The 25,605-nt window shown below is 65.2% G+C and carries 23 protein-coding genes; 12 read left to right on the top strand and 11 right to left on the bottom strand.

All coding sequences use genetic code 11. The features are described 5' to 3' along the window. Positions 1-2: 2 nt before the first annotated feature. The 4 genes from ACKWRH_RS03060 to ACKWRH_RS03045 form a co-directional block, all read right to left on the bottom strand. Positions 3-1,220, bottom strand: coding sequence for a substrate-binding protein (locus ACKWRH_RS03060; RefSeq protein ID WP_038959665.1), 1,218 nt, complete (start codon positions 1,218-1,220; stop codon positions 3-5). Positions 1,221-1,222: 2 nt separating this feature from the next. Further along, the gene (locus ACKWRH_RS03055; RefSeq protein ID WP_445219268.1) at positions 1,223-2,080 is read right to left on the bottom strand and encodes a branched-chain amino acid ABC transporter permease; all 858 of its coding nucleotides are present in this window, start codon (positions 2,078-2,080) and stop codon (positions 1,223-1,225) included. A 99-nt stretch (positions 2,081-2,179) separates the two neighbouring features. Next, positions 2,180-3,694 (bottom strand): amidase, encoded by a 1,515-nt coding sequence (locus ACKWRH_RS03050; protein WP_445219267.1) that lies wholly within the window; start codon positions 3,692-3,694, stop codon positions 2,180-2,182. Positions 3,695-3,845: 151 nt separating this feature from the next. Then, positions 3,846-5,036 (bottom strand): substrate-binding domain-containing protein, encoded by a 1,191-nt coding sequence (locus tag ACKWRH_RS03045; RefSeq protein WP_445219266.1) that lies wholly within the window; start codon positions 5,034-5,036, stop codon positions 3,846-3,848. Positions 5,037-5,214: 178 nt separating this feature from the next. On the opposite strand from ACKWRH_RS03045, the gene ACKWRH_RS03040 reads away from it, so the two are divergent. Beyond that, a complete protein-coding gene (locus tag ACKWRH_RS03040; protein ID WP_129274011.1) occupies positions 5,215-5,649 on the top strand; it encodes a MarR family winged helix-turn-helix transcriptional regulator in 435 nt (144 codons plus the stop codon). Positions 5,650-5,849: 200 nt separating this feature from the next. Here the strand turns inward: ACKWRH_RS03040 and secA are convergent, their stop codons facing one another. After that, the gene (secA, locus tag ACKWRH_RS03035; protein ID WP_445219265.1) at positions 5,850-8,690 is read right to left on the bottom strand and encodes a preprotein translocase subunit SecA; all 2,841 of its coding nucleotides are present in this window, start codon (positions 8,688-8,690) and stop codon (positions 5,850-5,852) included. Positions 8,691-9,044: 354 nt separating this feature from the next. Here secA and ACKWRH_RS03030 point away from each other — a divergent pair, with 354 nt between their 5' ends. The 3 genes from ACKWRH_RS03030 to ACKWRH_RS03020 all read left to right on the top strand — a co-directional run bounded on the left by ACKWRH_RS03030 (position 9,045) and on the right by ACKWRH_RS03020 (position 11,729). Beyond that, positions 9,045-9,965, top strand: coding sequence for a peptidylprolyl isomerase (locus ACKWRH_RS03030; RefSeq protein ID WP_445219264.1), 921 nt, complete (start codon positions 9,045-9,047; stop codon positions 9,963-9,965). Positions 9,966-10,065: 100 nt separating this feature from the next. Further along, positions 10,066-11,307 (top strand): bifunctional glutamate N-acetyltransferase/amino-acid acetyltransferase ArgJ, encoded by a 1,242-nt coding sequence (argJ, locus tag ACKWRH_RS03025; protein WP_445219263.1) that lies wholly within the window; start codon positions 10,066-10,068, stop codon positions 11,305-11,307. An 11-nt stretch (positions 11,308-11,318) separates the two neighbouring features. Continuing rightward, entirely contained in the window at positions 11,319-11,729 is a 411-nt protein-coding gene (locus ACKWRH_RS03020) for a (deoxy)nucleoside triphosphate pyrophosphohydrolase (protein WP_038959663.1), read from the top strand. 122 nt (positions 11,730-11,851) lie between these two features. Here ACKWRH_RS03020 and ACKWRH_RS03015 read toward each other — a convergent pair whose 3' ends face one another. Continuing rightward, positions 11,852-12,688 (bottom strand): methyltransferase domain-containing protein, encoded by an 837-nt coding sequence (locus tag ACKWRH_RS03015; protein ID WP_445222613.1) that lies wholly within the window; start codon positions 12,686-12,688, stop codon positions 11,852-11,854. A gap of 251 nt (positions 12,689-12,939) precedes the next feature. Here ACKWRH_RS03015 and ACKWRH_RS03010 point away from each other — a divergent pair, with 251 nt between their 5' ends. From ACKWRH_RS03010 to ACKWRH_RS02995, 4 genes are read left to right on the top strand one after another with little or no spacing between them, the layout of a single operon-like run. Then, positions 12,940-13,749, top strand: a complete 810-nt coding sequence (locus ACKWRH_RS03010) for a ComF family protein (RefSeq protein ID WP_445219262.1) — start codon at positions 12,940-12,942, stop codon at positions 13,747-13,749. A gap of 35 nt (positions 13,750-13,784) precedes the next feature. Beyond that, a complete protein-coding gene (gene grxC, locus ACKWRH_RS03005; protein WP_014490422.1) occupies positions 13,785-14,060 on the top strand; it encodes a glutaredoxin 3 in 276 nt (91 codons plus the stop codon). After that, positions 14,057-14,935 carry a carbon-nitrogen hydrolase family protein gene (locus ACKWRH_RS03000; protein ID WP_445219261.1) on the top strand — a complete coding sequence of 293 codons (879 nt, stop codon included), beginning with the start codon at positions 14,057-14,059 and terminating at the stop codon, positions 14,933-14,935. Before grxC ends, ACKWRH_RS03000 begins: the two co-directional genes overlap by 4 nt. Beyond that, positions 14,932-15,414, top strand: coding sequence for a DUF1178 family protein (locus ACKWRH_RS02995; protein WP_445219260.1), 483 nt, complete (start codon positions 14,932-14,934; stop codon positions 15,412-15,414). Before ACKWRH_RS03000 ends, ACKWRH_RS02995 begins: the two co-directional genes overlap by 4 nt. Before the next feature lie 13 nt (positions 15,415-15,427). On the opposite strand, the gene ACKWRH_RS02990 is transcribed toward ACKWRH_RS02995, so the two are convergent. The 3 genes from ACKWRH_RS02990 to ACKWRH_RS02980 form a co-directional block, all read right to left on the bottom strand. Continuing rightward, positions 15,428-16,327, bottom strand: a complete 900-nt coding sequence (locus ACKWRH_RS02990) for an EamA family transporter (RefSeq protein ID WP_445219259.1) — start codon at positions 16,325-16,327, stop codon at positions 15,428-15,430. Between the two features lie 108 nt (positions 16,328-16,435). Beyond that, on the bottom strand, positions 16,436-17,209 hold the full coding sequence (gene ubiG / locus ACKWRH_RS02985; protein WP_038959775.1) for a bifunctional 2-polyprenyl-6-hydroxyphenol methylase/3-demethylubiquinol 3-O-methyltransferase UbiG: 774 nt from the start codon (positions 17,207-17,209) through the stop codon (positions 16,436-16,438). A gap of 14 nt (positions 17,210-17,223) precedes the next feature. Then, a complete protein-coding gene (locus tag ACKWRH_RS02980; RefSeq protein WP_445219258.1) occupies positions 17,224-17,691 on the bottom strand; it encodes a PH domain-containing protein in 468 nt (155 codons plus the stop codon). Between the two features lie 149 nt (positions 17,692-17,840). On the opposite strand from ACKWRH_RS02980, the gene ACKWRH_RS02975 reads away from it, so the two are divergent. The 3 genes from ACKWRH_RS02975 to prfA all read left to right on the top strand — a co-directional run bounded on the left by ACKWRH_RS02975 (position 17,841) and on the right by prfA (position 22,796). Beyond that, a complete protein-coding gene (locus tag ACKWRH_RS02975; protein ID WP_014490428.1) occupies positions 17,841-19,097 on the top strand; it encodes an aspartate kinase in 1,257 nt (418 codons plus the stop codon). A gap of 288 nt (positions 19,098-19,385) precedes the next feature. Beyond that, positions 19,386-21,653: a phosphoenolpyruvate--protein phosphotransferase gene (gene ptsP / locus ACKWRH_RS02970; protein ID WP_445219257.1), complete on the top strand. Its 2,268-nt coding sequence runs from the start codon at positions 19,386-19,388 to the stop codon at positions 21,651-21,653. Between the two features lie 57 nt (positions 21,654-21,710). After that, positions 21,711-22,796: a peptide chain release factor 1 gene (prfA, locus tag ACKWRH_RS02965; RefSeq protein WP_445219256.1), complete on the top strand. Its 1,086-nt coding sequence runs from the start codon at positions 21,711-21,713 to the stop codon at positions 22,794-22,796. A gap of 10 nt (positions 22,797-22,806) precedes the next feature. Here prfA and ACKWRH_RS02960 read toward each other — a convergent pair whose 3' ends face one another. Together ACKWRH_RS02960 and ACKWRH_RS02955 are read right to left on the bottom strand one after the other, a co-directional pair. Next, positions 22,807-23,277: a MarR family winged helix-turn-helix transcriptional regulator gene (locus ACKWRH_RS02960; RefSeq protein ID WP_445219255.1), complete on the bottom strand. Its 471-nt coding sequence runs from the start codon at positions 23,275-23,277 to the stop codon at positions 22,807-22,809. A 112-nt stretch (positions 23,278-23,389) separates the two neighbouring features. After that, positions 23,390-24,019: a hypothetical protein gene (locus tag ACKWRH_RS02955; protein WP_445219254.1), complete on the bottom strand. Its 630-nt coding sequence runs from the start codon at positions 24,017-24,019 to the stop codon at positions 23,390-23,392. A 251-nt stretch (positions 24,020-24,270) separates the two neighbouring features. On the opposite strand from ACKWRH_RS02955, the gene ACKWRH_RS02950 reads away from it, so the two are divergent. After that, on the top strand, positions 24,271-25,605 hold the full coding sequence (locus ACKWRH_RS02950; protein ID WP_445219253.1) for a substrate-binding protein: 1,335 nt from the start codon (positions 24,271-24,273) through the stop codon (positions 25,603-25,605).

Here is a 25,605-nt window from a genome sequence, read left to right as displayed (position 1 = left end):
CCTCAGCATTCCTTGGGATCGACGAGCCCGTCGCTGCGTCCGACGATCTCGTAGTTCCCACCCTTGGCGACCGCGGTGTACATCTTCATCTTGCAGTGCCGCTTGCCCGGCACCATCTCGGCCGGCCCGCCCGGGCCTTCGGCGATCTTGGCGTGATCGAGCGCGGCGGCAACCGAGTCGCGATCGACCTTGCCGGCCTCCTTCACGGCCGCTTCCCACAGCTTGAGGCCGCGATAGGTGCCGGTCGCGGCACTGCCGGCCGCGAACAGGAAGTTGCCGGGAAAGTCCTTCTCATACGCCGCCTGGATTTTTGCGTCGAACGGGTTCTCCTTGGTCAGCACCTTGAAATAGTCGAGACAGCTTGCGAGCCCCTCGATCTCGGCGGCCTGGTTGATGTTGAGCGTGTTCTCGTCATAGTAGACGCAGGCCAGGCGCCCGCCGTTCTTGAGGAAGCCCGCTTCATAGAGCTGCTTGAAGAACGGGCCGACACCCGGCGGAATGACGGTGTTGAAGACGACGTCGACCTTGTTGGAGATGATGCGGTTGACGGTCGCGGAGAAATCGACCTGGTCGAGCGGGTAATATTCCTCGAACACGACCTCGCCGCCGTTCTGCTCGATCACCTTGCGGGCGTAGACGTTGAGCGTGTGCGGCCAGACATAGTTGGCGCTCGGCAGCGCGAACTTCTTGCCGCCGTTCTTGATCAGCCAGGGGATGAACTCGTCACACTGCTGCGCCGGCGTCGGCCCGGTGCAGAACAGATAAGGCGTGCACTCCTTGCCTTCGTAGAGCTGCGGATAGATGTAGAGCGTCTTGCCGCGCGCCACGATCGGGTCCTTGATCGCGTTGCGCATCGACGAGGTGATGCCGCCCAGCACCATGTCCACCTTGTCGCGCTGGATCAGCTTTCGGACGTTGCCGACCGCGACGGATTCGTTCGAGGCGGTGTCCTCGATATAGAGCTCGAGCGGGCGGCCGAGCAGGCCACCGGCCGTGTTGATTTCCTTGATCACCATCTTGGCGACATTGGCGTCGGCATTGCCGGCATAGGCGATCGGGCCGGTAAGGTCTGTCGCGATGCCGACCTTGATCGGGCCTTCCGCCGCATTGGCCCACGGCGCCGGAACCACCCAGCTGCCGACGCCGGTCGCGACCGCGCCGGTGGTAAAGGCAAGATTGGAGAGGAAGCGCCGACGCGAAAGCTGAGTACGATCGAACATGACTAAACCCCTTTTCCAGCGATGAGGCCCTGTGGCCGAAATTTGATGAAGACAATGGCGAGCACGAAGACGAGGACGTCGGCGACGACGGGCGCCATCACCCATGGCAGCGCGGCGCTGAGGGTGCCGATGACGCCGGCGCCCGCCACCGGTCCGATGAAGGAGCCGACGCCGCCGACCATCACCGCGACAAAACCCTGGATCAGGAAGCGCAGGCCGAGATCGGCGTACAGGCTGAACACCGGCACGATCAGCGCACCGGCAAGGCCGGCGAGCGCGGAGCCGAACGCAAACGTGGCGCCGTACATCAGGGGCGTGGAAATGCCTGAGGCCCGCGCCAGCGAGGGATTTTCCAGGGTGGCGCGCATGCGCAGGCCAAAGCTCGTGCGCGACAGCAGGAGGTAACAGCCCGCCATCACCAAAAGCGTGATGACGATGATGGTGAAGCGCCAGGCCGAGATATGCATGGCGCCGATATCGATCGAGCCGCCGATCGGCTCGGGCACGGTGAGATAGAAGCCGCCGATCAGGCCGCGCACGACTTCGCGGATGATCAGGCCGAGCGCATAGGTGCCGAGCATCGCCACGATCGGCGCGGCGTAGAAGCGGCGGATGATCAGCGCCTCCAGCACGAAGCCGAGCGCACCGACCACAAAGGGCGCCGCGACCATGCCGGCCCAGATCGGCAGGCCTTTGGCGTAGGCGAGATAGGTGATGTAGGCCCCGAGCAGGACGAACTCTCCCTGCGCGAAGTTGAAGATGCCCATCATGCTGGCGATGATTCCGAGCCCCAGCACGATCAGGACGATGATCGCGCCAAAGCTCAGGATCTCGAACGCCGCGACGAACGCGTTAGCCATGCGATAGATTCTTGTTTTGACGCGTTTTCTTGACGCGAACCGGTATCCACTTCGCTCGAAAACGCTCCGGTCTTCCGTCCGCCTGCATGAATTCCCCGCTCACATCTTCTTCCAGTCGCCGATCTGCTCGAAAGCGTGCGCGGCGCGGTAGATGGTGGATTCCTCGAACATGCGGCCGACCAGCATCAGGCCGACGGGCAGGCCGTCGACCATGCCGCAGGGCAGCGACATCGCGGGATGATGGGTGATGTCGAACGGCGCGGTGTTGGAGATCATCTCAAGCGCGCGGGCGACGTAGTCTTCGCGGCTCGCGGTGGGCTCCGGCAGCTTCGTCGCCTTCATCGGCGTGGTCGGCAGCAGCAGCAGGTCGTATTCGCCGAACGCCTTGTCATAGGCCGCGGTCAGGCGACGCGAGATGTTGAGGGCCTTGCCATAATAGCGGGGACCGAAGCTGTTGTTGATGTAGGTCCCGAGCATCAGGAACAGTTTTGTCGTCTCCGACAGCGAATCCGCCTGGCGGCGCCAGCCACGATGGAAGTCCATCAGCGAGGTCGAGTAGAGGTCGGAGCGGCTCAGGCCATAGCCGTCGCCATACATCATGGTCTGGGTCATGCCCTCGGTGCCGATCGGCGTCCAGATCGCGGGGCCGACGAGATGCATCGGGATCGAGACGGTCTCGACGGTGGCGCCGAGGTCCTTGAAGCGTTTGGCGGCCTCGCGCACGCTTTCGTTCACCGCGGCCTCCGCGTTCGCCTGCTCAAAACCTTCCTTGAGGATGCCGATCTTCATGCCCTTGACGCCCTGGCCGAGCGCCTTGGTGTAGTCCTCGACCTTCGGCGCCTTGATGCGAGGATCGTAGCCGTCGTCGCCGGCCAGCACCTCGAGCAGCAGCGCATTGTCGGCGACGGTCGCCGTCATCGGACCGGTGTGGTCGACGAAGATCTCGATCGGCATGATGCCGGTGTAGGGGACGAGGCCCCAGGTCGGCTTCATGCCGTAGGTGCCGCAGAACGAGGATGGCATGCGGATCGAGCCGCCCTGGTCGCCGCCGATCGCCATGTCGACCTCGCCGAGCGCGACCACGACGCCACTGCCCGAGGACGAGCCGCCGGCCGAATAGCCCATCTTGTGCGGATTGTGCACGGCACCGACCGCGCCGGTGTGGCTACCGCCGGACATGCAGAAGGATTCGCAATGCACCTTGCCGGCGATCTCGGCGCCGGCATCGAGCATGCGTGTGACGATGGTGGCGTCGAAATCGGGGACATAGCCTTCGAGCGTCGCCGAGCCGTTCATCATCGGCACGCCGGCAAGCATGATGTTGTCCTTCAGCGCGACGGTCTTGCCTTTGAGCTTGCCGCTCGCCGCACCCTTCACGGTCGACTTGCGGTACCAGGCGTTGCGCGGGTTCTCTTCGGGCGAGGGCCGATAGCCCGGCGTGCGGGGATATTTGACCTCCGGCAGTTCGTCCGGCATCGCGCCGACGAGATTATAGGCTTCGATCGAGCCCTGCATCAGGCCGCGGAACGAGGCGACATCGGCATCAGTCAGCGAAAGGCCGCACTGCTTGGCGACGTCAAGAAGTTGGGCAGGCGTGGGAAGGACAACTGTCACGGCGCTCTCCTGAAGTTTCTTGGTACGGTCCCTGCGCGCGGCCGCGATTGGCGCAACGCGCCCAGCGGCCTGGCTGAAACATTCAAAGCGGAAATATTTTCCTTTTCAAGTATTATTTTAAAATGAGGCTGTCCGGATTGCCGCAGCAGGCTCAGACCGGCTTGATCAGCTTGAAGTCGAGGCCGTCGGCCTCGGCGAGATACATCTGCATGCGGGCGTGGCCGTTGCGAACGACGACCGGGCCGCGCGCGCCGCCATAAACGATGTTGCGGCCCGCCGCGAGCATGGGCGCCATCGACAGCGAACCTGCCTTTTTCGCCACGGCTTCGAGGAAACGCAGGCCTTCATAGCTGGACTGGCCAAGCGAGCCGATCGGCGGGGCGTTCGGCCCGAACATCGCACGATAGCGGATCTGGAAGTCGTCATTGGCCCGCGAGCCGATACCGGAGAAATAGCCGGATGCGCAGAACATGTTCTCGCTGTTGTCGGCGCCGATGCCGAGCAGCACCGTCTCGTCCATGGCCCCCGCCAGCCGCAGCGTCGTGGCGCCGAGGCCGCATTCGCCGAAGGCACGATTGAAGGTGACGCTGTCGGTACCGATCAGCGAGATCAGCACGACGTCGGGCCTGGCGGCACGGATGCGCGCCAGATGCGGCTCGTGATTGTCCTCGCCGAGGGGGACGAACTCCTCGCCGACGACGTGGCCGCCGGTTTCCTTGATGTAGTTCTTCACGGCGCGGTGCGATTGCCAGGGCCAGACGTAGTCGCTGCCGATCAGGTACCAGCGCGACGCCTTCTTGACGTCGGCAAGCCAGTGGATCGACGGCCGGCTCTGCCAGCGCGGCGTCTCGCCGATCGCCATCACGCCGGGCGTGCGCTCGCCGCCCTCGTAGACGGGCGTATAGATGTAGGGAATGCGGTGGCGCGTGGTGACGTCGCGCAAGCCGACACGGATCGCGCTGGTGTGCAGCCCGACGATGAGATCGATCTCGTCGAAAGCGATCGCCTGCTCGGCGCGGTTCAGGACCTCGTCGAGCGGCCCGCCGGCGTCGTAGATCGAAAGCTCGATCTCGCGGCCAAGGATGCCGCCCCGCTTGTTGATCTCGGCGACCGCGAGCTGTGCGCTATTCGTCGCGCAAGGGCCCCAGACCCCCGGCGATCCGGTGCAGCAGATGAATCCGCCGATGCGCAGCTTGTTGGCGCCGCGCCGCCTGAGGAAGGCGTGATCGCCCGGCGACAACGCTCCATCGGCATCAGCCGCCGATGACGACAGATTCCTGAGCAGCATGGACGGCGGCAACGCCGGGCCGCCGTGAGCCGGGAAGTTCACCGTCGTGCGCACGCCTACTCCTGTCTGGCACCAGACTTGAAAGCACATTCTTCGGGCGACCGCGGCATCCGCCCTTTTGTTGGGCAATATCCTATTTTGAAAATATTGAATATTCAACAATTGAAGTGCATATAGATGCAGCATTGATTGCAAGACATTCACTCATTTGGGTCAAGACGAAGTCTTAGCCGTGGCAAAACCGAACACCCCGATCACCGAACACCTCGCCTACCTGCTCGCGCAAGCCAACCGGGAGATCAACCGGCAGCTGGAACTGCGCCTGAGCAAGGAAGGCGTTCCCGTCGAGCAGTGGCGCATCCTTAAGGTGCTGTCGGACGGCGATGGCCACTCAATGGGCGAACTCGCGGACGCGGTGCTGCTCAATCATCCGACGCTGACCAAGATGATCGACCGCATGGTCTCCGACACGCTGGTCTATCGCGTGCAGGACCCGAACGACCGCCGCAAGGTTCTGATGTTCATCTCCGACCGCGGCAAGGTGCTGTGCAAGAAGCTGAACTCGCTTGCGGTGGACCAGGAGGAGCACATCCTGGAGAGCTACGGCGACAAGTCGACGAGCGAATTGAAGCGGCTGCTGGAGAGCTTGATCGACAGCTCGAATTGAGCTGCGGCTTGCACCCGTATTCTCGCGCCACACTCAGTCGTCATCGCCCGACTTGATCGGGCGATCCAGTATTCCAGAGAAAGCTGTGATTGAACCGCGAGGCCGCGGCGTACTGGGTCGCCCGGTCGAGCCGGGCGACGACAGTGGAGCGTGAGGCATGAACATCGCGCCTCACACACGCATGACAGCGGGGCTAGCGACTACGCGTACCGCCCGTGACAGTGCTTGTACTTCTTGCCTGAGCCGCAGGGGCAATCCTCGTTGCGGCCGATCTTGCCCCAGCTTGCGGGGTTCTTCGGGTCGCGAAGGGCGGCGTCGGTGGCCTGTGCTCCGAGCGTGACGCTGGCGAGCGCCATTTCGTCCTCGCCGGTGTTCGGGTCGAACTTGTGCGCTTCCATCTGCGGCAGGACAGGAGCTTCCTGCTCCGGCGGAACGATCTCGACGCGCATCAGCTGCGCCGTGACGGCCTCGCGCAGATGCGCGCTCATCTCCTGGAAGAGATTGAAGGCCTCGGTCTTGTACTCCTGCAGCGGATCGCGCTGACCGTAACCACGCAGGCCAATGACCTGGCGCAGATGGTCGAGCATGATCAGATGCTCGCGCCAGAGATGGTCGAGCGTCTGGAGCAAAATGGTCTTCTCGACGTAACGCATCACGTCGGGACCCCACTGCGCGACCTTGGCCGCCATGTGCTCGTCGGCGCGGGTCTCGATGCGGGTGAGCAGCTCCTCGTCGGCGATGCCCTCTTCCTTGGCCCAGTCGTCGACCGGCAGGTCGAGATCGAGCACGCGCTTCAGCTCTTCCTTCAGGCCGGCCACGTCCCACTGCTCGGCATAGGCATGCTCGGGCACGTGCTTGGCGACGAGATCGTCGATGAAGGCGTGCCGCATGTCGGAGATCGTCTCGGCGACACTCTCGTCCTTCATCAGGTCGACGCGCTGGTCGAAGATCACCTTGCGCTGGTCGTTCTGGACGTTGTCGAACTTGAGCAGGTTCTTGCGGATGTCGAAGTTGCGCGCCTCGACCTTCTGCTGCGCCTTCTCGAGCGCCTTGTTGATCCAGGGATGGATGATCGCCTCGCCTTCCTTGAGGCCGAGACGCTGGAGCATGCTGTCGAGGCGATCCGAACCGAAGATGCGCATCAGATCGTCTTCCAACGACAGAAAGAATTTCGAGCGGCCAGGGTCGCCCTGACGGCCGGAGCGGCCGCGCAGCTGGTTGTCGATGCGGCGGGATTCGTGACGCTCGGAACCCATGATGTAGAGGCCGCCGGGCTTCTTCACGGTCTTGGCGGGCTTCGAGCCCTTCGCCGGCTCGATCTCGACCTCTTCCTCGGCCTTCAGCACGATGTCGCGGAAGTGCTCGATGTCGGCCTTGATCTGCTCGATCTTCTTAGCCTTCTCGGCCTCGTCCTCGATGCCCGCAGTCTCCTGCTGGATCCGCATCTCGAGCGAGCCGCCGAGCTTGATGTCGGTGCCGCGGCCGGCCATGTTGGTCGCGATCGTGATCGCGCCGGGCACGCCGGCTTCCGCGACGATATAGGCTTCCTGCTCGTGGAAGCGTGCGTTCAGCACCGCGAACAGCTTTGCCGGCTTACCGGCGCGGGCCGCGGTGTACAGCTTCTGCATCGAATTCTCGTTGCCGAAATCGATCTGCCTGTAGCCGTGCTTCTTGAGGTATTCGGCGATCACTTCCGATTTTTCGATCGAGGCGGTGCCGACCAGCACCGGCTGCTGTCGCGCATTGGCGCGCTCGATCTCGGCCAGGATCGCGGCGTATTTCTCGTTCTGGGTGCGGTAGACCTCGTCGTCCTCGTCCAGACGGGCGACCGACAGGTTGGTCGGGATTTCCACGACCTCGAGCTTGTAGATGTCGAACAATTCGTCGGCTTCGGTCAGCGCCGTGCCGGTCATGCCGGCGAGCTTTTCGTACATCCGGAAATAGTTCTGGAAGGTGATCGAGGCCAGCGTCTGGTTTTCCGGCTGGACCTGGACATGCTCCTTGGCTTCAAGCGCCTGGTGCAGGCCTTCCGAATAGCGCCGGCCGGCCATCATGCGTCCGGTGAACTCGTCGATGATGACGACCTCGTCGTCGCGGACGATGTAGTCCTTGTCGCGCGTGAACAGCGTGTGGGCGCGCAGCGCCTGGTTGATGTGGTGCACGACGGAAACGTTCTCGACGTCGTAGAGCGACTCGCCCTTGAGCTGGCCGGCGTCGCGCAGCAACGTCTCGATCTTCTCCATGCCGCCTTCGGTCAGCGTCACCGTACGCTGCTTCTCGTCGACCTCGTAATCGGTCTTGTCGAGCTTGGGCAGGAAGCCGTCGATGGTGTTGTAGAAGTCGGAACGGTCGTCGAGCGGGCCGGAGATGATCAGCGGCGTGCGCGCCTCGTCGATCAGGATGGAGTCGACCTCGTCGACGATGGCGTAGAAGTGCGGCCGCTGGACCATGTCCTCGAGCCGGTACTTCATGTTGTCGCGCAGATAGTCGAAGCCGTATTCGTTGTTCGTGCCGTAGGTGATGTCGCAGGCATAGGCAGCCTTGCGCTCGGTATCGTCCAGGCCGTGCACGATCACGCCGGTGGTCATGCCGAGGAAGCCGTAGATCTGGCCCATCCAGCCGGAATCGCGGCGGGCGAGGTAATCGTTGACGGTGACGACGTGGACGCCCTTGCCCGCGAGCGCGTTGAGGTACACCGCGAGCGTGGCGACCAGCGTCTTGCCTTCGCCGGTCTTCATCTCGGCGATGTCGCCCTCGTGCAGCACGATGCCGCCGATCAGCTGCACGTCGAAATGCCGCTGGCCGAGCGTGCGCTTGGCGGCCTCGCGCACGGTGGCGAAGGCCGGGACCAGCAGATCGTCGAGCGTCTTGCCCTCGGCGAGATGCTTCTTGAACTCGGCGGTGCGGGCCTTCAGCGCCTCGTCGGAGAGTTTCGAAACCTCCGGCTCCAGCGCGTTGATCGCGTTGACGCGGGACTGGTATCCCTTCACCCGCCGGTCGTTGGCGGAGCCGAAAAACTTGCGGGCGAGCGCGCCGATCATGCCTAGTTCCTGTGTTCGCGATTCAACCGCGTTGCAGCCAAGAAGTTGTCACCCCCCTGCCTATCAACTCACCGTGACGCCTGATGGCGCCAGAGCCCGGACTGCGGGGGGTCATCCGCCATATGGGTGGGAATTGGGCAAGTCTGGGTTCAACGGCCAAAAACGCAGCAAAATAAACGCCATCGCCATGGTCGCGACCGGGCAGAGATATGGCCCGGTCAGGGCCTTGTCAACGGCGGGCGCATTGCGGCTAATTCATCATTTTGACAGACTTTTCGCGTTGCCAAGGCCCCCTGAATTAGGCGAGTGTCCGCCCGCTTCGAGCAGCCCCCTGCTTCAACAAAAGGATTTTCCATGACCACCTCGTTCCCGGTAACCAAAACCGGCCTGCGCTTCGGCCTCGCCACCGCCCTCGTGGGCTGCCTTGCGCTGGCGCTGATCGCGGGTCCCGGCCGGGCTGCCGACGACCCGGTGCTCGCGAAGGTCAATGGCGCGGAAATCAAGAAGAGCGACGTCGCCATGGCCGAGGAGGAACTCGGGCCGAGCCTCGCCCAGATGGACCCGGCGACCAAGGACGAGAACGTCCTGTCCTTCCTGATCGACATGAAAATCGTCAGCAAGGCTGCCGAGGACAAGAAGGTCGCCGACAGCGAGGAGTTCAAGAAGCGCCTGGCGTTCGCCAGGAACCGCCTGCTGATGGACAGCCTGCTCGCCAACGAGGGCAAGGCCGCCACCACCCCCGATGCCATGAAGAAGGTCTACGAGGAGGCCTCGAAGCAGATCACCGGCGAGCAGGAGGTGCGCGCCCGCCACATCCTGGTCGAGACCGAGGACGAGGCCAAGGCGGTGAAGGCCGAGCTCGACAAGGGCGCCGATTTCGCCGAGCTCGCCAAGAAGAAGTCCAAGGATCCGGGCTCCGCCGATGGCGGCGACCTCGGCTTCTTCACCAAGGAGCAGATGGTACCGGAATTCTCGGCCGTGGCCTTCACGCTGGAGCCGGGCAAGATCTCCGATCCCGTGAAGTCGCAGTTCGGCTGGCACATCATCAAGGTCGAGGAAAAGCGCAGCCGCAAGGCGCCGGACTTCGAGCAGGTCAAGGCCCAGATCGAGAACTACGTCACCCGCAAGGCCCAGGCCGACTTTGTCGCCAAGCTCCGCACTGAAGCCAAGGTCGAGCGGCTGGACCAGCCGGCGGCGGATGCCAAGCCGGATGCCAAGCCGGTCGACCCTGCCAAGCCGTCCGACAGCAAGATGGCGCCTCCCGCGAAGAAGTAAGAATTCGCTGTCACTTCGCGGACGCCAATAGTATCTAACGTCGCAATGGCCGGGCAAATGCCCGGCCATCTGCATATCCAGACCTCACCAAGGCGCCCCGATGTCCTCCTCCGTCTCCCCGCTCGCCCCCAAAACTGTCCCCGACATGCCCGTGATCGCGGGCGTCCGTCTTGCGACGGCCGAAGCCGGCATCCGCTACAAGAACCGCACCGACGTGCTGCTGGCGGTGATGGACAAGGGCACCGCGGTCGCGGGCGTCTTCACCAGGTCGAAATGCCCCTCCGCGCCGGTGGAATGGTGCCGCGCCAAGCTGAAGGGCGGCAAGGCGCGCGCGCTGGTGGTGAATTCCGGCAACGCCAATGCCTTCACCGGCAAGACCGGACGCAGCTCCACCGCGCTGACCGCGAAGATCGCGGCCAAGGCGGTCGGATGCAGCGAGGGCGAGATCTTCCTGGCCTCGACCGGCGTGATCGGCGAGCCGCTGGACGCGACCAAGTTCGACGGTGTGCTCGGCCGGCTGGCCGAGACTGCCGAGCCCGGCGACTATCTCGCCGCGGCCAAGGCGATCATGACCACCGACACCTTCCCGAAGGTCGCGACCGCGACCGTCAAGCTCGGCAAGGCCAAGGTCACCATCAACGGCATGGCCAAGGGCGCCGGCATGATCGCCCCCGACATGGCGACGATGCTGTCCTTCATCTTCACCGACGCGCCGATCGCGCCCGCAGCACTGCAAGCCCTGCTCAAGAGCGGCGTCGAGGACACCTTCAACGCGGTGACGATCGACGGCGACACCTCGACCTCGGACACGCTGCTGGCCTTCGCCACCGGCGCCGCCGCCGAGCACGGCGCGCCAAAGATCAGCCGCGCCAGCGACCCCCGCCTGAAGGCCTTCGTGAAAGCCTTCAACCAGGTGCTCGCCAATCTCTCCGAGCAGGTCGCCCGCGACGGCGAGGGCGCGCGCAAGCTGGTCGAGATCACCGTCGAGGGCGCCAAGACCAAGGCGTCGGCGCGCAAGATCGCGATGTCGATTGCGAACTCGCCTCTGGTCAAGACCGCGATCGCCGGCGAGGACGCCAATTGGGGCCGCGTGGTGATGGCGGTCGGCAAGGCCGGCGAGCCGGCCGATCGCGACAAGCTCTCGATCTCCTTCAACGGCATCCGCGTCGCCAAAAGCGGCGCGCGCGATCCCGACTACGACGAAGCGCAGGTGTCGGAAGCGATGAAGGCCCCGGAAATCGCCATCAAGGTCGCGCTCGGCCTCGGCAAGGGCCGCGACCGCGTGCTGACCTGCGACCTGACGAAGGAGTATGTCGCGATCAACGGGGATTACAGGTCTTAGACCGGACGCCGATGGCCGATCTCAAACTGACATTGGTGGTGGCCTGCGCGCTCGTCGACGCCGACAAGCGCGTCCTGATCGCGCAGCGCCCAGAGGGCAAGACGCTTGCGGGCCTCTGGGAATTCCCCGGCGGCAAGCTCGAGCCGGGCGAACGGCCGGAACAGAGCCTGATCCGCGAGCTGCATGAAGAGCTCGGCATCACCGTCGCCGAGCCGTGCCTGGCACCGCTGACCTTTGCGAGCTACGGCTACGAGACGTTTCACCTGCTGATGCCGCTCTACATCTGCCGGCGCTGGGAGGGGCTGGTCACCCCGCGCGAAGGCCAGACGCTGGCCTGGGTCCGCGCCAACAAGCTGCGCGACTACCCGATGCCACCCGCGGACATCCCGCTGATCCCGCATCTGATCGATTTGCTGATGTGAGCTGAGCCGCGCACCACGCTCTCAGCGTCATGCCCGGGCTCGTCCCGGGCATCCACGATCTTCGTGCCGAGCAGAAAGACGTGGATGGCCGGGTCAAGCCCGGCCATGACGGAGGAGAGTGCTTACGTCTTCCCGGCCTTCTTTACCGCCTCCGCCAGGCTCGCTTTCGCCGACCCCGGCTTCAGCGGCTGCTGCTGGCTCGCATGTGGGGCCCAGCCGGAGAGCCAGATGATGTCGAATGTCGCACGGATGCGGCCGTCGGCATCCGCAAAGCGTTCGGCGTAGATTTCGGCCATGCGCAGCAGCGTCGCGCGGAGCGTCGGCGTGCGCCGCCGCTCGATCAGCACATTGGCAGCGCCCATGCGGCGGAGATCCTGCATCAGTGCAAACGCATTGGCGTAGCGCACCACGACACGGTCGACATCGGTGACCGGAAGCGCAAAGCCCGCCCGCTGCAACAGCGCGCCGATGTCGCGCAAATCCGCAAACGGGGCCACGCGCGGCGACACGCCGCCCTCGCATTCCGCCTCCGCCGCGGCAAATGCCTGCCGCAGCTCGGTCAGGCTGTCGCCGCCGATCATCGCCGCGAGCAGCAATCCGTCCGGCTTCAGCGCACGCCGCACCTGCGCAAGCACCCCCGGCAGGTCGTTGACGAATTGCAGCGCCAGCGCCGAGACGACGAGGTCGAGACTTTCCGGGGCAAAGGGCAGTTTTTCCGCGCCCGCTTCGTCGAGCGCGATCCGCCGAAGCGATGGCAGCCCCGTGAGCCCCTCACCGGGCGTCCAGAGATCGGCCGCAGCGTGAAACTCCCGCATCACGGCGGCCAGCCGGTCAATCATGTCCTCTGCAACACGGTCGAGCAGGAATGTCACCTCGCCCTGCGCATGTGCGCGCCGCTGTCGCGCATGCAACAATGCGCGATCGAACAGGGCGGGCGGGGTTTGCGGGGTCTGGGCCATGCCGCTGGTTACGCCGATCGCCACGGTTCTGGCAACGCTCTCGTGTCCCGGACGCGCTGCAGCGCTCTTAGCGCTGCTGCGCAGAGCCGGGACCCAGAAGGCACCACCGCACGATGCGGCGAGGGGCCCCGGCTCTGCAGCGCACCGCACCGGACGATGCTTCGCATCGCCGGGAGCGCTGCGCTGCGTCCGGGGCACGAGACCGATTCAGTCGCTTGAGCGGCTCTTCCCATAACGCTAGCCTCTCCCTCATGGAAGCCGACGCCGCCCCAACCCGCTCCATCGCCGCGCCGCTGCGTGCCGCATGGACCGCCGGCCGCCACGTGCTGTCACGCGCCGCACGGCTCGCGCTCGACATTGCACTGCCGACGCTGTGCGTGTCCTGCCGGGAGCCGGTCGATGGCGAGGGCGTCTGCGCGGCCTGCTGGGCGCGGCTGTCGTTCATCGAACGGCCCTATTGCCCGCGCCTCGGCATTCCCTTCGTCTATGATCCCGGCCCCGAGATGCTGTCGATGGAGGCGATCGCGAGCCCGCCGGCGTACCAGCGTGCACGCGCGGCGGTGCGCTATGACGACGTCGCGCGCACGCTGGTGCATGCGCTGAAATACCAGGACCGTACCGATCTGGCGCCGGCCATGGGCCGCTGGATGGCGCGGGCGGGCGGCGAGCTACTGACCGAGGCCGACATGCTGGTGCCCGTTCCCCTGCATTGGCGCCGGGCGTGGCGGCGCCGCTACAACCAGTCCGGGGCGCTGGCGCGCATCATCGCACGGCAGAGCGGTGTCAGGGTGCGCGGCGAAGTGCTGCGCCGGGTGCGCGCCACCGAACAGCAGATCGGCCTGTCGCGGACCCAGCGCGCCACCAATGTGCAGGGCGCATTCCAGGTATCCCCCGACCGCCAGGCGGAAATCCAGGGCCGCCGCATCGTCCTGATCGACGATGTCCTCACCTCAGGGGCGACGCTGGACGCCTGTGCGCGGGCCCTGCTCCGTGCCAAGGCGGCCCAGGTGGACGTGCTGGTCTTCGCCCGGGTTGTCGAGAGCGGCCCCCGTCCCATATAATTCAATGACTTCATGACATGAGAGCGCCAGACGACATGACCGACGCTGTCGAAATCTACACCAGGCCGGGCTGCGGCTATTGTTCCGCCGCCAAATCGCTGCTGACCCGCAAGAAGGCGACCTTCACGGAGTTCGACATCGCCAAGAACCCGTCCTGGCGCGAAGAGATGTACGACCGCGCCGGCGGGGGCTCGACTTTCCCGCAGATCTGGATCGGCGGAACCCATGTCGGCGGATGCGACGAGCTCTATGCGCTCGACCGCGAAGGCAAGCTCGACGGCATGCTGGGCAGCGTGAAGGCCACGTCATGAGCGAGAACCGCACGTTCACCGCCGCGATGGTGCAGATGCGCACCGGCCTGATGCCGGAGCCGAGCCTCTCGCAGGCCACCAGGCTGATCCGGCAGGCTGCCGCCAATGGCGCCGACTACGTGCAGACGCCCGAAGTCAGCAACATGATGCAGCTCAACCGCAAGGCGCTGTTCGAGCACCTCCAGAGCGAAGAGGACGACACCTCGCTGAGGGCCTATCGCGTGCTCGCGGCCGAGCTGAAGATCCACATCCATGTCGGATCGCTGGCGCTGCGCTTCTCGCCGGAGAAGGCGGTCAATCGGTCCTTCCTGATTGGCCCCGAGGGCAATGTGCTCGCGAGCTACGACAAGATCCACATGTTCGACATCGAGTTGCCGGACGGCGAGAGCTATCGCGAATCCGCCAATTACCAGCCGGGCGAAACCGCCGTGATCTCCGACCTGCCCTGGGGCCGGGTCGGGCTGACGATCTGCTACGACGTGCGCTTCCCCGCGCTCTACCGCGCGCTGGCCGAGAGCGGCGCGTATTTCATCACCGTGCCCTCGGCCTTCACCCGCAAGACCGGTGAGGCGCATTGGCACATCCTGCTGCGGTCGCGCGCGATCGAGACCGGCTGCTTCATCTTCGCCGCCGCGCAGGCCGGCCTGCACGAGAACAAGCGCGAGACCTATGGTCACTCGCTGATCATCGACCCCTGGGGCGAGATCCTCGCCGAGGGCGACGTTGAGCCCGGGATCATCATGGCCAAAATCGACCCGGCCAAGGTCGAGACCGCACGCCGCGCGATCCCCTCGCTCCAGCACGGCCGCCGCTTCGGCGTCGCCGATCCCAAGGCCGGGCCGGACCATCTCCATCTCGTGCGGGGATCGGCATGATCCGCTACGCGCTCCACTGCGACCGAAGCCACGCATTCGAAAGCTGGTTCCAGAGCTCGTCGGCTTATGATTCGCAGGTGAAGCGCAAGCTCGTGACTTGCCCGATCTGCGGCTCGGCCAAGGTCGAGAAGGCGATCATGGCCCCGCGGATCGTCGGCAAGAAGGGCCTCGGACGCGCGACGCCGCCGCCGGAGCCGGCCTCAACGCCTGCGCCCGAGGCTGCGCCGTCGGGACCGACCTCGCTGATGATGGCGCAGGAGCGCGAGTTGCGCGCCAAGCTCAAGGAACTGCGCGATCACATCGTCAAGCACGCTGACAATGTCGGCGAGCGCTTTGCGAACGAAGCCCGCGCGATGCATTACGGCGACAAGGAGCACCGTCCGATCTATGGCGAGGCTTCGCCCGACGAGGCCAAGTCGCTGATCGACGAAGGCATCGAGGTGTCCCCGCTGCCGACGCTCCCGGAAGATAGGAACTGACGCGCGAAGCGCGTCAGACTCCCACCAGCAACGCGACTCCAACCACGATCAACACGATGCCAAAAATCTCGCGCGGCGCGATCGGCTGCTTGAACGAGTAGTAGGCGACGGCCTGCGCGAACAGCACCTCGATCAAAGCGAGCGTGCGGACATTGGCGGCGGCCGTCAGCGCGAAAGCCAGGAACCAGAATTGCGAGGCGAACGCGCCCATGAAGCCGGCGAGCAGCGACGGCTTCCAGAGCCCCAGGATCGACTGGAGCACTTTTGGCGCCTGCCAGAGCAGATAGACGGTCAGGATCAACGTCTGCACGAACAGGCCGAGCACCAGCGTGAACGACGCTGCCGTCACGAAGGACACATCAGGCACGTTGATGATGGCGCCGCGGAAGCCGACGGCTGAGAGCGCGAACGCCGCGGCTGCGACGAGGCCGGTGATGGTCGGCCTCAATTCCGCAAAGCTCTTCTCGCCGCCGGGCCGGAGTGCGGTGATGACGACGCCGACGGTCGCGATCACGATCGCCAATACCTTCAGCCAGGTCAGGTGATCGCCGAGGAACACGAAGCCGAAGATCGCGGTCTGGATCGCCTCGGTCTTGAGGTAGGCCGTCGTCACGACGAAGGAGCGATCGTTCATCGCGAGCAGCATCAGGCCGGTGGCGACGATCTGGCTGAGCGCGCCGAGCAGCAGCCAGGGCCAGAACACGGTCGGCGGCATGCCGAGGTGATCACCGGTCGCGACCAGCACCACGCCCAGAAACAGCAGCGAGAACGGGAAGCCGAACAGGAAGCGGATATTGGTCGCGCCCCAGGTCCCCAGCGGCTTCGTCAACGACCGCTGCATCGCATTGCGCGCGACCTGGCCTAGCGCAGCAATGACAGTGAAGGGAATCCAGAGGCTGGCGATGGTGAGCATGCGGGTGGGAGCGGTAGGAGGAGAAGCCGTCGCCAACCTGCCGCTAGCGGCGAGGCAGGTCAATCACGCCCGGATCATAGGAGCGATGCTCACGCCTCGCGTAGCCCCTCACACCATCCCTTCCGCCACGACCATGTAGTTCACGTCCATGTCCGACGAGAGGGCCCATTTGTCGGCGAAGGGTGAGTAGACGACGCCGGTCTGCTCGGTGATGACGAGGCGGTTGTCGAGGAGATATTTCGTCAGCTCGTCGGGGGTGACGAACTTGTTCCATTCGTGGGTGCCGCGCGGCAGCCAGCGCAGGACGTATTCGGCGCCGACGATGGCGAGTGCGAAGCTCTTCCAGTTCCGGTTCAGCGTCGAGACCACCATCAGCCCGTTCGGCTTCAGCATCGCCGCGCAGCGCTTGAGGAAAACGCCGACGTCGACGACGTGCTCGACCACTTCCATCGCCAGCACGATGTCGAAGCGCTCGCGCGGGTCGATCTCCTCGACCGTGGTGCAGCGGTAATCGATCGACAGATGGCTCTTGTCGGCATGCAGCTTCGCGGCGGCGATGTTGCTCACCGAGGGATCGACGCCGATGACCTGCGCACCGAGGCGCGACAGCGGCTCGCACAACAGGCCGGCGCCGCAGCCGATGTCGAGCACGCGCAGGCCGCCGAGGCAGTTGAGGCTGCGCACATTGCGCTCGAACTTGCGGCAGGCGGCGTCGCGGATGTAGCCGAGCCGCAGCGGGTTGATCCGGTGCAGCGGGGCCATCTTGCCGTTGGGGTCCCACCACTCGGCCGAAAGTTTCGAGAATTTCGCGATCTCGGCGGCGTCGACGGTCGAGCCCGGCTGCGGGCTCGCGGTTGCGGAAGTATTTTGCTGCATGCTCATGGTTAGGCGCGGTCCTACCGCGTGGTGATCGAACTACGGAAGGCGAGCGGCGTGTCGATGGTCCGGATGGTTTCGCGACCTTCACCGACGCCGTTGATGGTCACGTCGCCGTAGTTGAGAATACGTCCAAGAATCGTCTGGTTGACGTCGACACTCTCGACCTTGTCGAGCGCCATTTCAAAGGTGCGGCGCTTGATGAAGCCGGTCTTGTGCACAACCCTGAGGTTGGTGACATCGGTCTCGGTGGTGAAGCGGTGGAACCAGCCCTTCACGCTCCAGAACAGGGCCGCTAAGGCCACCACGCCCGCGGCGATGCGACATAGAATCGCGAGCCCTTCGACCGAGGTCTGCCCTGACAGGACCAGCAAGCCCAGGGCCACGATCCAGACCAGAATGGCCGGAAAATAGAAGATCCAATGCGCATTGGTCGAATACAGCACCCGCTCGCCGGGTTGCAGGATTTCGTCAATATAGCGCGCCATAACCTCGATTAACCCATTGCCCGGAACGGCCCCGCAGGAACCCGCTTGCCCCCGGCCCCGCCGCTATGTATACGCGCGGTCGGTGTCCGCCGGCACCCGTCCGGTGCGGGTCACCATACTGATCCTTATGAGGGAATGCACGCGTCGTCATGAGCCGCCTCGTGATGAAATTCGGCGGCACGTCCGTCGCCAACATCGAACGTATCCGCAACGTCGCACGCCATGTGAAGCGTGAGGTCGACGCCGGCCATGAAGTGGCCGTGGTCGTCTCGGCGATGTCCGGCAAGACCAACGAGCTGGTGGCCTGGTGCACCGAGGCCTCGCCGATGCACGACGCGCGCGAATACGACGCCGTCGTCGCCTCCGGCGAACAGGTGACGTCGGGCCTGCTCGCCATCGTGCTTCAGGGCATGGGCATCCAGGCCCGCTCCTGGCAGGGCTGGCAGATCCCGATCAAGACCAGCGACGCCCATGCCTCGGCCCGGATCGAGGACATCGACGGCAGCGAGATCATCAAGCGCTTCCAGGAGCGCAAGGAGGTCGCGGTCATCGCCGGCTTCCAGGGCATCAACCCCGAGACCAATCGCATCACCACGCTCGGCCGCGGCGGCTCCGATACCTCGGCCGTGGCGATCGCCGCCGCCGTCAAGGCCGACCGCTGCGACATCTACACCGACGTCGACGGTGTCTACACGACCGACCCGCGAATCGTGCCGAAGGCCCGCCGGCTCGACAAGATCGCGTTCGAAGACATGCTGGAACTGGCCTCCCAGGGCGCGAAAGTGCTCCAGGTCCGCTCGGTGGAACTCGGCATGGTCCACAACATGCCGATCTTCGTCCGCTCGAGCTTCGACAAGCCCGAGGATATCGACCCGCATGCCAACCAGCCGCCCGGCACGCTGATCTGCAGCGAGGAGGAGATCATGGAAAGCCACGTCGTAACCGGCATCGCCTTTTCGAAGGACGAGGCCCAGATCTCGGTACGCCAGATCGAGGACAAGCCCGGCGTGGCAGCGTCGATCTTCGGCCCGCTGGCGGATGCCAACATCAACGTCGACATGATCGTGCAGAACGTCTCCGAGGACGGCAAGACCACCGATCTCACCTTCACGGTGCCGGCGGCAGACTACACCCGCGCCAAGGACACGATCACGGCCGCCAAGGGCAAGATCGGCTATGCCCGGCTCGATACCGCCACCGACGTCGCCAAGATATCGGTAATCGGCAGCGGCATGCGCAGCCATGCCGGTGTCGCCGCCCAGGCGTTCTCGGCCCTCGCCGGACGGAATATCAACATCCGGGCCATCACAACCTCCGAGATCAAATTCTCGGTTTTGATCGACACCGCCTATACCGAGCTTGCGGTACGCACCCTGCATACGCTCTACGGTCTCGATCAGGCCTAGGCGAATTTTCTCTTAGCGGTCGCAGCAAACGCGAAGGTGTACACACCTTCGCGTTTGGCAGGCGTTTTGCTTGGCAAAACAAGCCCCAATTCGCTATAGGGCGAAGAGGGTGGGCTGCCGCAGACTGTGTCCCAGTTCAGGCGGCGCTGATTCGGTGTAAGCACTAAATCTTGAGTAGATTTGTGTTTGTGCCTGCGCCGGACGAACAATTTGGTTGTTTTTCTGGAATTTTGGGCCAGCCGCCGGCCGATACCGCCGGGCCAGGCAGACGGAGGAGATTGACGGTTCATGCGGAGCGCGTCGGGAGGTCCCCGCGTCTTGTTGAGACGGCTCCGCGAAACCATGGCGGAGCAGGTCTCGGCCCAGGAGCGGCTGGACAAGATCGTGGTGCTGATCGCCGCCAATATGGTGGCCGAGGTGTGCTCGGTCTATGTGCTGCGCATCGACAACACGCTCGAGCTCTACGCCACCGAAGGCCTCAACCGCGAGGCGGTGCACCACACCGTGCTGAGCGCCCATGAGGGCCTGGTCGGCCTCGTCGCCAGCGAGGCGACCCCGCTCAACCTCAGCGACGCGCAAAGCCACCCGGCCTTCTCGTTCCGCCCGGAGACCGGCGAAGAAATCTACCACTCCTTCCTCGGCGTGCCGATCCTGCGCGCCGGCAACACGCTCGGCGTGCTGGTGGTGCAGAACCGCGCCAAGCGCAATTATGTCGAGGAGGAGCTCGAGGCGCTCCAGACCACCGCGATGGTGCTGGCGGAGCTGATCGCCTCCGGCGAATTGTCTGCGCTGGCCCAGCCGGGCCAGGAGCCGGCCGCGCGCCATTCGGCGCAGAAGGTCGGCGCCATCCTCTCGGAAGGCATCGCGCTCGGCCATGTCGTGCTGCACGAGCCGCGCGTCGTCATCAAGGACTACATCGCCGAGGATCTGCCGAAGGAGATCAAGCGGCTCGACACCGCGCTCGCCAAGCTGCGCGCCGATCTCGACCGCATGCTGGAGCGTGGCGACGTTGCCGAGGGCGGCGAGCACCGCGAGGTGCTGGAAGCCTATCGCATGTTCGCCAACGACCAGGGCTGGTCGCACAAGCTGCATGAGGCGGTCGCCACCGGCCTCACGGCGGAAGCCGCCGTCGAGCGCGTGCAGTCCGACACCCGCGCGCGGATGCTGCGCTCCACCGATCCCTATCTGCGCGACCGGCTGCACGATCTCGAGGATCTCGGCTACCGCCTGATGCGGCAGCTGGTCGGCCAGGACCACGCGCCCTCGCGCGAGCAATTGCCCGACAATGCCATCGTCATCGCGCGCGCGATGGGCCCCGCGGCGCTGCTCGACTACGACCGCAAGCGCCTGCGCGGCATCGTGCTGGAGGAAGGCACCGCCAACTCCCACGTCTCGATCGTGGCCCGCGCGCTCGGAATCCCCGCGGTCGGCGAAGTGCCGAACGCGCCCGGCATCGCCGATCCCGGCGACGCCATCATCGTCGACGGCACCTCGGGCTCGATCTACGTGCGCCCGTCGCAGGAGGTCGAGGCCGCTTTCGCCGAACGCGTGCGCTTCCGCGCCCGCCGCCAGGCGCAATACCTGGCGCTGCGCGACCTGCCCTGCGTCACCAAGGACGGCCAGAAGGTCGAGCTGATGATCAACGCAGGTCTTGCGATCGACCTGCCGCATATCGAGGACACCGGCAGCGCCGGCATCGGCCTGTTCCGCACCGAGCTGCAGTTCATGGTGGGACAGAGCCTGCCGCGCACCAGCGACCAGCTCGCGCTCTATCGCACGGTGCTGGATGCCGCGGGTACCAAGCCCGTCACCTTCCGCACCCTTGACATCGGTGGCGACAAGGCACTGCCCTATATGGAAGCGGTGATCGAGGAGAATCCCGCACTCGGCTGGCGCGCGATCCGGCTCGGGCTCGATCGCCCCGGCCTGCTGCGCGGCCAGATCCGCGCGCTGCTGCGCGCCGGCGGCGGCCGCGCGCTGCGCATCATGTTCCCGATGATCTCGGAGGTCGCGGAGTTCGATTCGGCGAAAGCGCTGGTCGAGCGCGAGCTGACCTATCTGCGCCAGCACGGCCATACGCTGCCGGAGCGCATCGACATCGGCACCATGGTCGAGGTGCCAGCGCTGCTCTACCAGCTCGACGAGCTGCTGAAGAAGGTCGACTTCATCTCGGTCGGCTCCAACGATCTGTTCCAGTTCCTGTTCGCGGTCGACCGCGGCAACGCCAAGGTGTCCGAACGCTTCGACACCATGTCGGCACCGATCCTGCGCGTGCTGCGCGAGATCGCGCGAAAATCCAACGTGGCGCAGAAGTCGCTCTCGCTCTGCGGCGAGATGGCCTCCAAGCCGATCGGCGCGCTGGCGCTGATCGCGATGGGCTATCGCTCGCTGTCGCTCTCGGCGACGGCACTCGGTCCGGTCAAGGCGATGGTCATCGATCTCGACGCGAAGAAGGCGGAAGCGATGCTCGGCCCGCTGCTGGACGCGCCCTCCGGCAGCGTTTCGATCCGGCAGAAGCTGACGGAATTTGCCGAGGCCGAAGGCCTGGCGTTGTAGCGGGCCTGCCGCCCCCTCCCGCCACCTCGCCCTCTTCCGCCATTTGAGACTGAACCGATGTCGTCACTCCCCGAAGCCAAACTGGACGTCCTGCTCGCGCATCACGCCTCGCTCGAGGCCGAATCGCTCGGCCAGCTCGCCTCCGAGCGCTACGTGCAGATCACCCGCGAGCTCGCCGAGCTCACCCCGCTGATCGAGGCGGTGAAGACTTATCGCTCCGCCGTGAGAGAGCTCGCCGACACCGAGGCGCTGATCGCCGATCCCGCGACGGATGCCGAGATGCGCGGCATGGCGGAAGCCGAGCGCGACGAGCTGACGCCTAAGATCGAAGAGCTGGTCCAGAAGATTCGCGTCGCGCTGCTGCCCAAGGACGCCATGGACGACCGCAACGTGGTGCTGGAAATCCGCGCCGGCACCGGCGGCGACGAGGCCTCGCTGTTCGCCGGCGATCTGTTCCGGATGTACGAGCGCTTCGCCAGCTTGCAGGGCTGGAAGGTCGAGGTGATCTCGGCCAGCGAAGGCACGGTCGGCGGCTACAAGGAAATCATCGCGGAGGTCCAGGGCCGCGGCGCGTTCTCGAAACTGAAGTTCGAATCCGGCGTGCATCGCGTGCAGCGCGTGCCCGACACCGAGACGCAGGGACGCATCCACACCTCCGCGGCGACGGTCGCCGTGCTCCCGGAGGTCGAGGAGGTCGACGTCGATATCAAGAACGACGATCTGCGGATCGAGACCATGCGCGCGCAAGGCGCCGGCGGCCAGCACGTCAACAAGACCGAATCGGCGATCCGCATCACCCACATCCCGACCGGTATCGTGGTGATGATGCAGGACAGCCGCTCGCAGCATAAGAACCGCGCCTCCGCCATGAACATCCTGCGCTCACGCATCTACGATGCCGAACGCCAGCGCGTCGATGCCGCCCGCTCGGCCCAGCGCAAGGAGAAGGTCGGCTCCGGCGACCGCAGCGAACGCATCCGCACCTATAATTTCCCGCAAGGCCGCGTCACCGACCACCGCATCAACCTGACGCTCTACAAGCTCCCGCAGGTGATCGCCGGCGAAGCGCTCGGCGAATTGACCGACGCACTGACCACCGAGCATCAGGCTGCACAGCTCGCCGCGCAAGGCGCGGCGGCTTAAACACTGCACATTAACGCGCTTTGGCCCGGAACGATCGCAGGATCCTGGCCAGGGCGGGTGCCGCGGCACCCAGTTCGTCCAGGTGAATGCGCGAGAGCGATCGCAGCTTCTGCTCGCCCTTGGCCGTCAGCCTGACCAGGACGCGTCTTGCGTCCTGCGGATCGGCTTCCCGTCCGATCAGCTTCAGCTTCGCCATGCGATCCACCAGCTCCACCGCGGTATGGTGCCGGATCAGGAGGAAGCGCGCGATGTCGCCGACGCTTGCGCCGTCAGGGGCGGCCAGCCCCTTGATCGCCAGCAGCGCCTGATGCTGCTGCGGCGTCAACCCGGCACTCTGGGCCGCGGCTTCGCTGAACGCGAGGAAGGTCCGGAGCTGATAGCGGAACTGTGCAAGCGCCGCATAGTCGGCCTCGCGCATCGCGCCGCCCTTTGAGGGCGACGCGGACCCGGGGCGTGCCGTCTTCCGCTTCGATTGAGCCATTCCTGCCTGCGACGTCGAGCCCGCCGGTGAAGCGGGCGGGCGCTGCCGAGACTAGCAAGGAAGGACAGGCGGAACCAACCGAGCGGCGTCGCGGATGCACAAATATCGGGGCCTACTCGAAACTGGAGAGCAGGATCTTCACCAGGATGACCTGAAACGCGATCGGGATGCGAACGCTCTTCCGCCTGATCGAGCGCTGGAGCGCGCTGGCGATCTCGGCGCTGGTCAAGCTGCCTGCCGACGCATTGGCAATCAAATCCGCCCACATCTGCGACAGCGAGCCGCCGGGCAGGATCACCGGCTTGATGGTCACGCCGCAGCCCTGTGCCCAATCCACGATCTCCCGCATCGTGTGAGGTCCGCAGTTGCGCGCGGTCGCAAGGCGCTCGGCCGTCAGCGCGAGCAGCAACTCGCGCGACGGCAGCCAATTCCCCTTCGGCGGCTGTTCGCCGGTGAGCTCCACCGCAAGCTCCTTCAGAACATTCTGTGCGCGCACGCTCAGCTTCTGCATCGGGCCGGGGGCGCGCTTGGCCTGGACCTTGGCCTGGACGGAGCCGACGACGGGTCCGCGCCGGCCGGCTGACCGGCTGCGCGGCTCGGACACGCGGGAGGCATCGCCCGACTGCGGCGCCGCACGCTGGTCGCTGCCCTCGCCCGCGGGCCACGCGGTGTCCGGCCGCTCCGCCTCCTGCGGCCAGGATCGTCGCTTCCGGGCACCCGCCACTGTCGTCTGCCGCGCCATTTCTCTCGCCGAACCCGCCAGCCTCGTACTCACAAAGACTAATATATATCGTGATCCGATATGTTTTCACGTGATAATTTCCGTCGTTCGACCAAAGACGAAATTGACAGCAGGACTTCACAAGCAATGCTTAGGGCCAAGAGCTACACGCGGATGTGACGTGCCCGGCGCAGCAGGCCAGCGAGGTCGGCTGGCGCCGGACAGGTCGTGCTTGCGCCTGCAAACAAGAACGATGTTCGGAGGAAACGACCATGACTGACGATCTCATCCGCCGCAGCCTCTCGCGCCGTGGCCTGCTCCAGACCACAGCTAGCCTCATCGGCGGCTCGATGCTGCCGGCGATGCCGGCCTTTGCCGAGGACAAGCCGGCGATCGGCTCGTATCCCGCCGGCGTTTCGGGTTCCACCGCCTTCATCGGAATCTCGGTCCCGCGCACCGGCACCTATGCCGTGCAGGGCGAGGACGAGCTCAAGGGCTACCAGCTCGCGATCGAGCACATCAACAGCGGCCATGACCTGATCAAGAAGATCTCGCCGAAGACCAGCAAGGGCGTGCTCGGCAAGGAGCTGAAGTTCGGCGTCGCGGATTCCGCGGCCAAGCCGAACGAGGCGGTGCAGGCGCAGCAGCGCTTCATCAGCGAGAACAAGGCGATCATGATCACCGGCGGCACGTCGAGCGCCGTTGCGGTCGCGCTCAACAAGCTCGCGCAGCGCGAACACGTGCTGTTTGTGTGCGGCATTTCCGGCTCGAACGACACCACCGGCAAGGACTGCGTTCGCTACGGCTTCCGCCAGAACTTCTTCGGCCAGACCGCCGCCGCGGCGATCGGCCCTGTGATGGTGAGGGAGTTCGGCAAGAACAAGAAGGCCGCGTACCTGACGCCTGATTACACCTACGGCCACACCGTCACCAAGTCGATGCAGGACTTCCTCGCGACTGCGGGCTGGACGACGGTGACCAACCAGGTCGCACCGCTCGGCGCGCCCGACTACTCCTCGTATCTGCTGAACGTCGCGAATTCCGGCGCCGACGTGCTCATCAACGTCAACTGGGGCCACGACGCGGTGCTGTCGACCCAGCAGGCCAAGCAGTTCGGCGTGCTCGACAAGATGAAGCTGGTCGTTCCCTACCAGGTGCCGTTCATCGCGCGCGAGACCGGCGGCCTGATGCAGGGCGTCTACGCCGCCACCGACTATTGGTGGACGATCGAGGACAAGTTCCCGCTCGCCAAGATGTTCAACGAGGCCTTCGAGAAGAGGTACGGCTACAAGCCCGAATGGGGCGCCGAGAACGCCTATGTCAGCTTCGCGCACTGGGCGCACATGTGCGAGCAGGCCGGCAGCTTCAATCCGCCCGACGTGATCAAGGCCTATGAGAAGGGCGAGACGATCCCCTCTCTCGTCGGCGACGTGCATTACCGCCCCGAGGACCATCAGTGCGTCCGCCCGGTGATCATCGTGAAGGGCAAGCAGCAGAAGGACATGAAGAACAAGGAAGACTGGTACGACGTCGTCGAGATCGTCCCAGGTGAAGGCCTGATGCAGAAGCCCGACGCGTTCGGCTGCCATCCCGGCGATTACAGCTGA

This window comes from Bradyrhizobium sp. Pa8 (assembly GCF_052588265.1).
This window is presented reverse-complemented; position numbering and strand designations above follow the sequence as displayed.

Bases quoted from the DNA above. Each gene is read 5' to 3' on its own strand.
- ACKWRH_RS03060 (WP_038959665.1), bottom strand. From the start codon at position 1,220: ATGTTCGATCGTACTCAGCTTTCGCGTCGGCGCTTCCTCTCCAATCTT.
- ACKWRH_RS03055 (WP_445219268.1), bottom strand. From the start codon at position 2,080: ATGGCTAACGCGTTCGTCGCGGCGTTCGAGATCCTGAGCTTTGGCGCG.
- secA (WP_445219265.1), bottom strand. From the start codon at position 8,690: ATGATCGGCGCGCTCGCCCGCAAGTTTTTCGGCTCCGCCAACGACCGG.
- ACKWRH_RS03030 (WP_445219264.1), top strand. From the start codon at position 9,045: ATGACCACCTCGTTCCCGGTAACCAAAACCGGCCTGCGCTTCGGCCTC.
- argJ (WP_445219263.1), top strand. From the start codon at position 10,066: ATGTCCTCCTCCGTCTCCCCGCTCGCCCCCAAAACTGTCCCCGACATG.
- ACKWRH_RS03020 (WP_038959663.1), top strand. From the start codon at position 11,319: ATGGCCGATCTCAAACTGACATTGGTGGTGGCCTGCGCGCTCGTCGAC.
- ACKWRH_RS03015 (WP_445222613.1), bottom strand. From the start codon at position 12,688: ATGGCCCAGACCCCGCAAACCCCGCCCGCCCTGTTCGATCGCGCATTG.
- ACKWRH_RS03010 (WP_445219262.1), top strand. From the start codon at position 12,940: ATGGAAGCCGACGCCGCCCCAACCCGCTCCATCGCCGCGCCGCTGCGT.
- grxC (WP_014490422.1), top strand. From the start codon at position 13,785: ATGACCGACGCTGTCGAAATCTACACCAGGCCGGGCTGCGGCTATTGT.
- ACKWRH_RS03000 (WP_445219261.1), top strand. From the start codon at position 14,057: ATGAGCGAGAACCGCACGTTCACCGCCGCGATGGTGCAGATGCGCACC.
- ACKWRH_RS02995 (WP_445219260.1), top strand. From the start codon at position 14,932: ATGATCCGCTACGCGCTCCACTGCGACCGAAGCCACGCATTCGAAAGC.
- ACKWRH_RS02990 (WP_445219259.1), bottom strand. From the start codon at position 16,327: ATGCTCACCATCGCCAGCCTCTGGATTCCCTTCACTGTCATTGCTGCG.
- ubiG (WP_038959775.1), bottom strand. From the start codon at position 17,209: ATGAGCATGCAGCAAAATACTTCCGCAACCGCGAGCCCGCAGCCGGGC.
- ACKWRH_RS02980 (WP_445219258.1), bottom strand. From the start codon at position 17,691: ATGGCGCGCTATATTGACGAAATCCTGCAACCCGGCGAGCGGGTGCTG.
- ACKWRH_RS02975 (WP_014490428.1), top strand. From the start codon at position 17,841: ATGAGCCGCCTCGTGATGAAATTCGGCGGCACGTCCGTCGCCAACATC.
- ptsP (WP_445219257.1), top strand. From the start codon at position 19,386: ATGCGGAGCGCGTCGGGAGGTCCCCGCGTCTTGTTGAGACGGCTCCGC.
- prfA (WP_445219256.1), top strand. From the start codon at position 21,711: ATGTCGTCACTCCCCGAAGCCAAACTGGACGTCCTGCTCGCGCATCAC.
- ACKWRH_RS02960 (WP_445219255.1), bottom strand. From the start codon at position 23,277: ATGGCTCAATCGAAGCGGAAGACGGCACGCCCCGGGTCCGCGTCGCCC.
- ACKWRH_RS02955 (WP_445219254.1), bottom strand. From the start codon at position 24,019: ATGGCGCGGCAGACGACAGTGGCGGGTGCCCGGAAGCGACGATCCTGG.
- ACKWRH_RS02950 (WP_445219253.1), top strand. From the start codon at position 24,271: ATGACTGACGATCTCATCCGCCGCAGCCTCTCGCGCCGTGGCCTGCTC.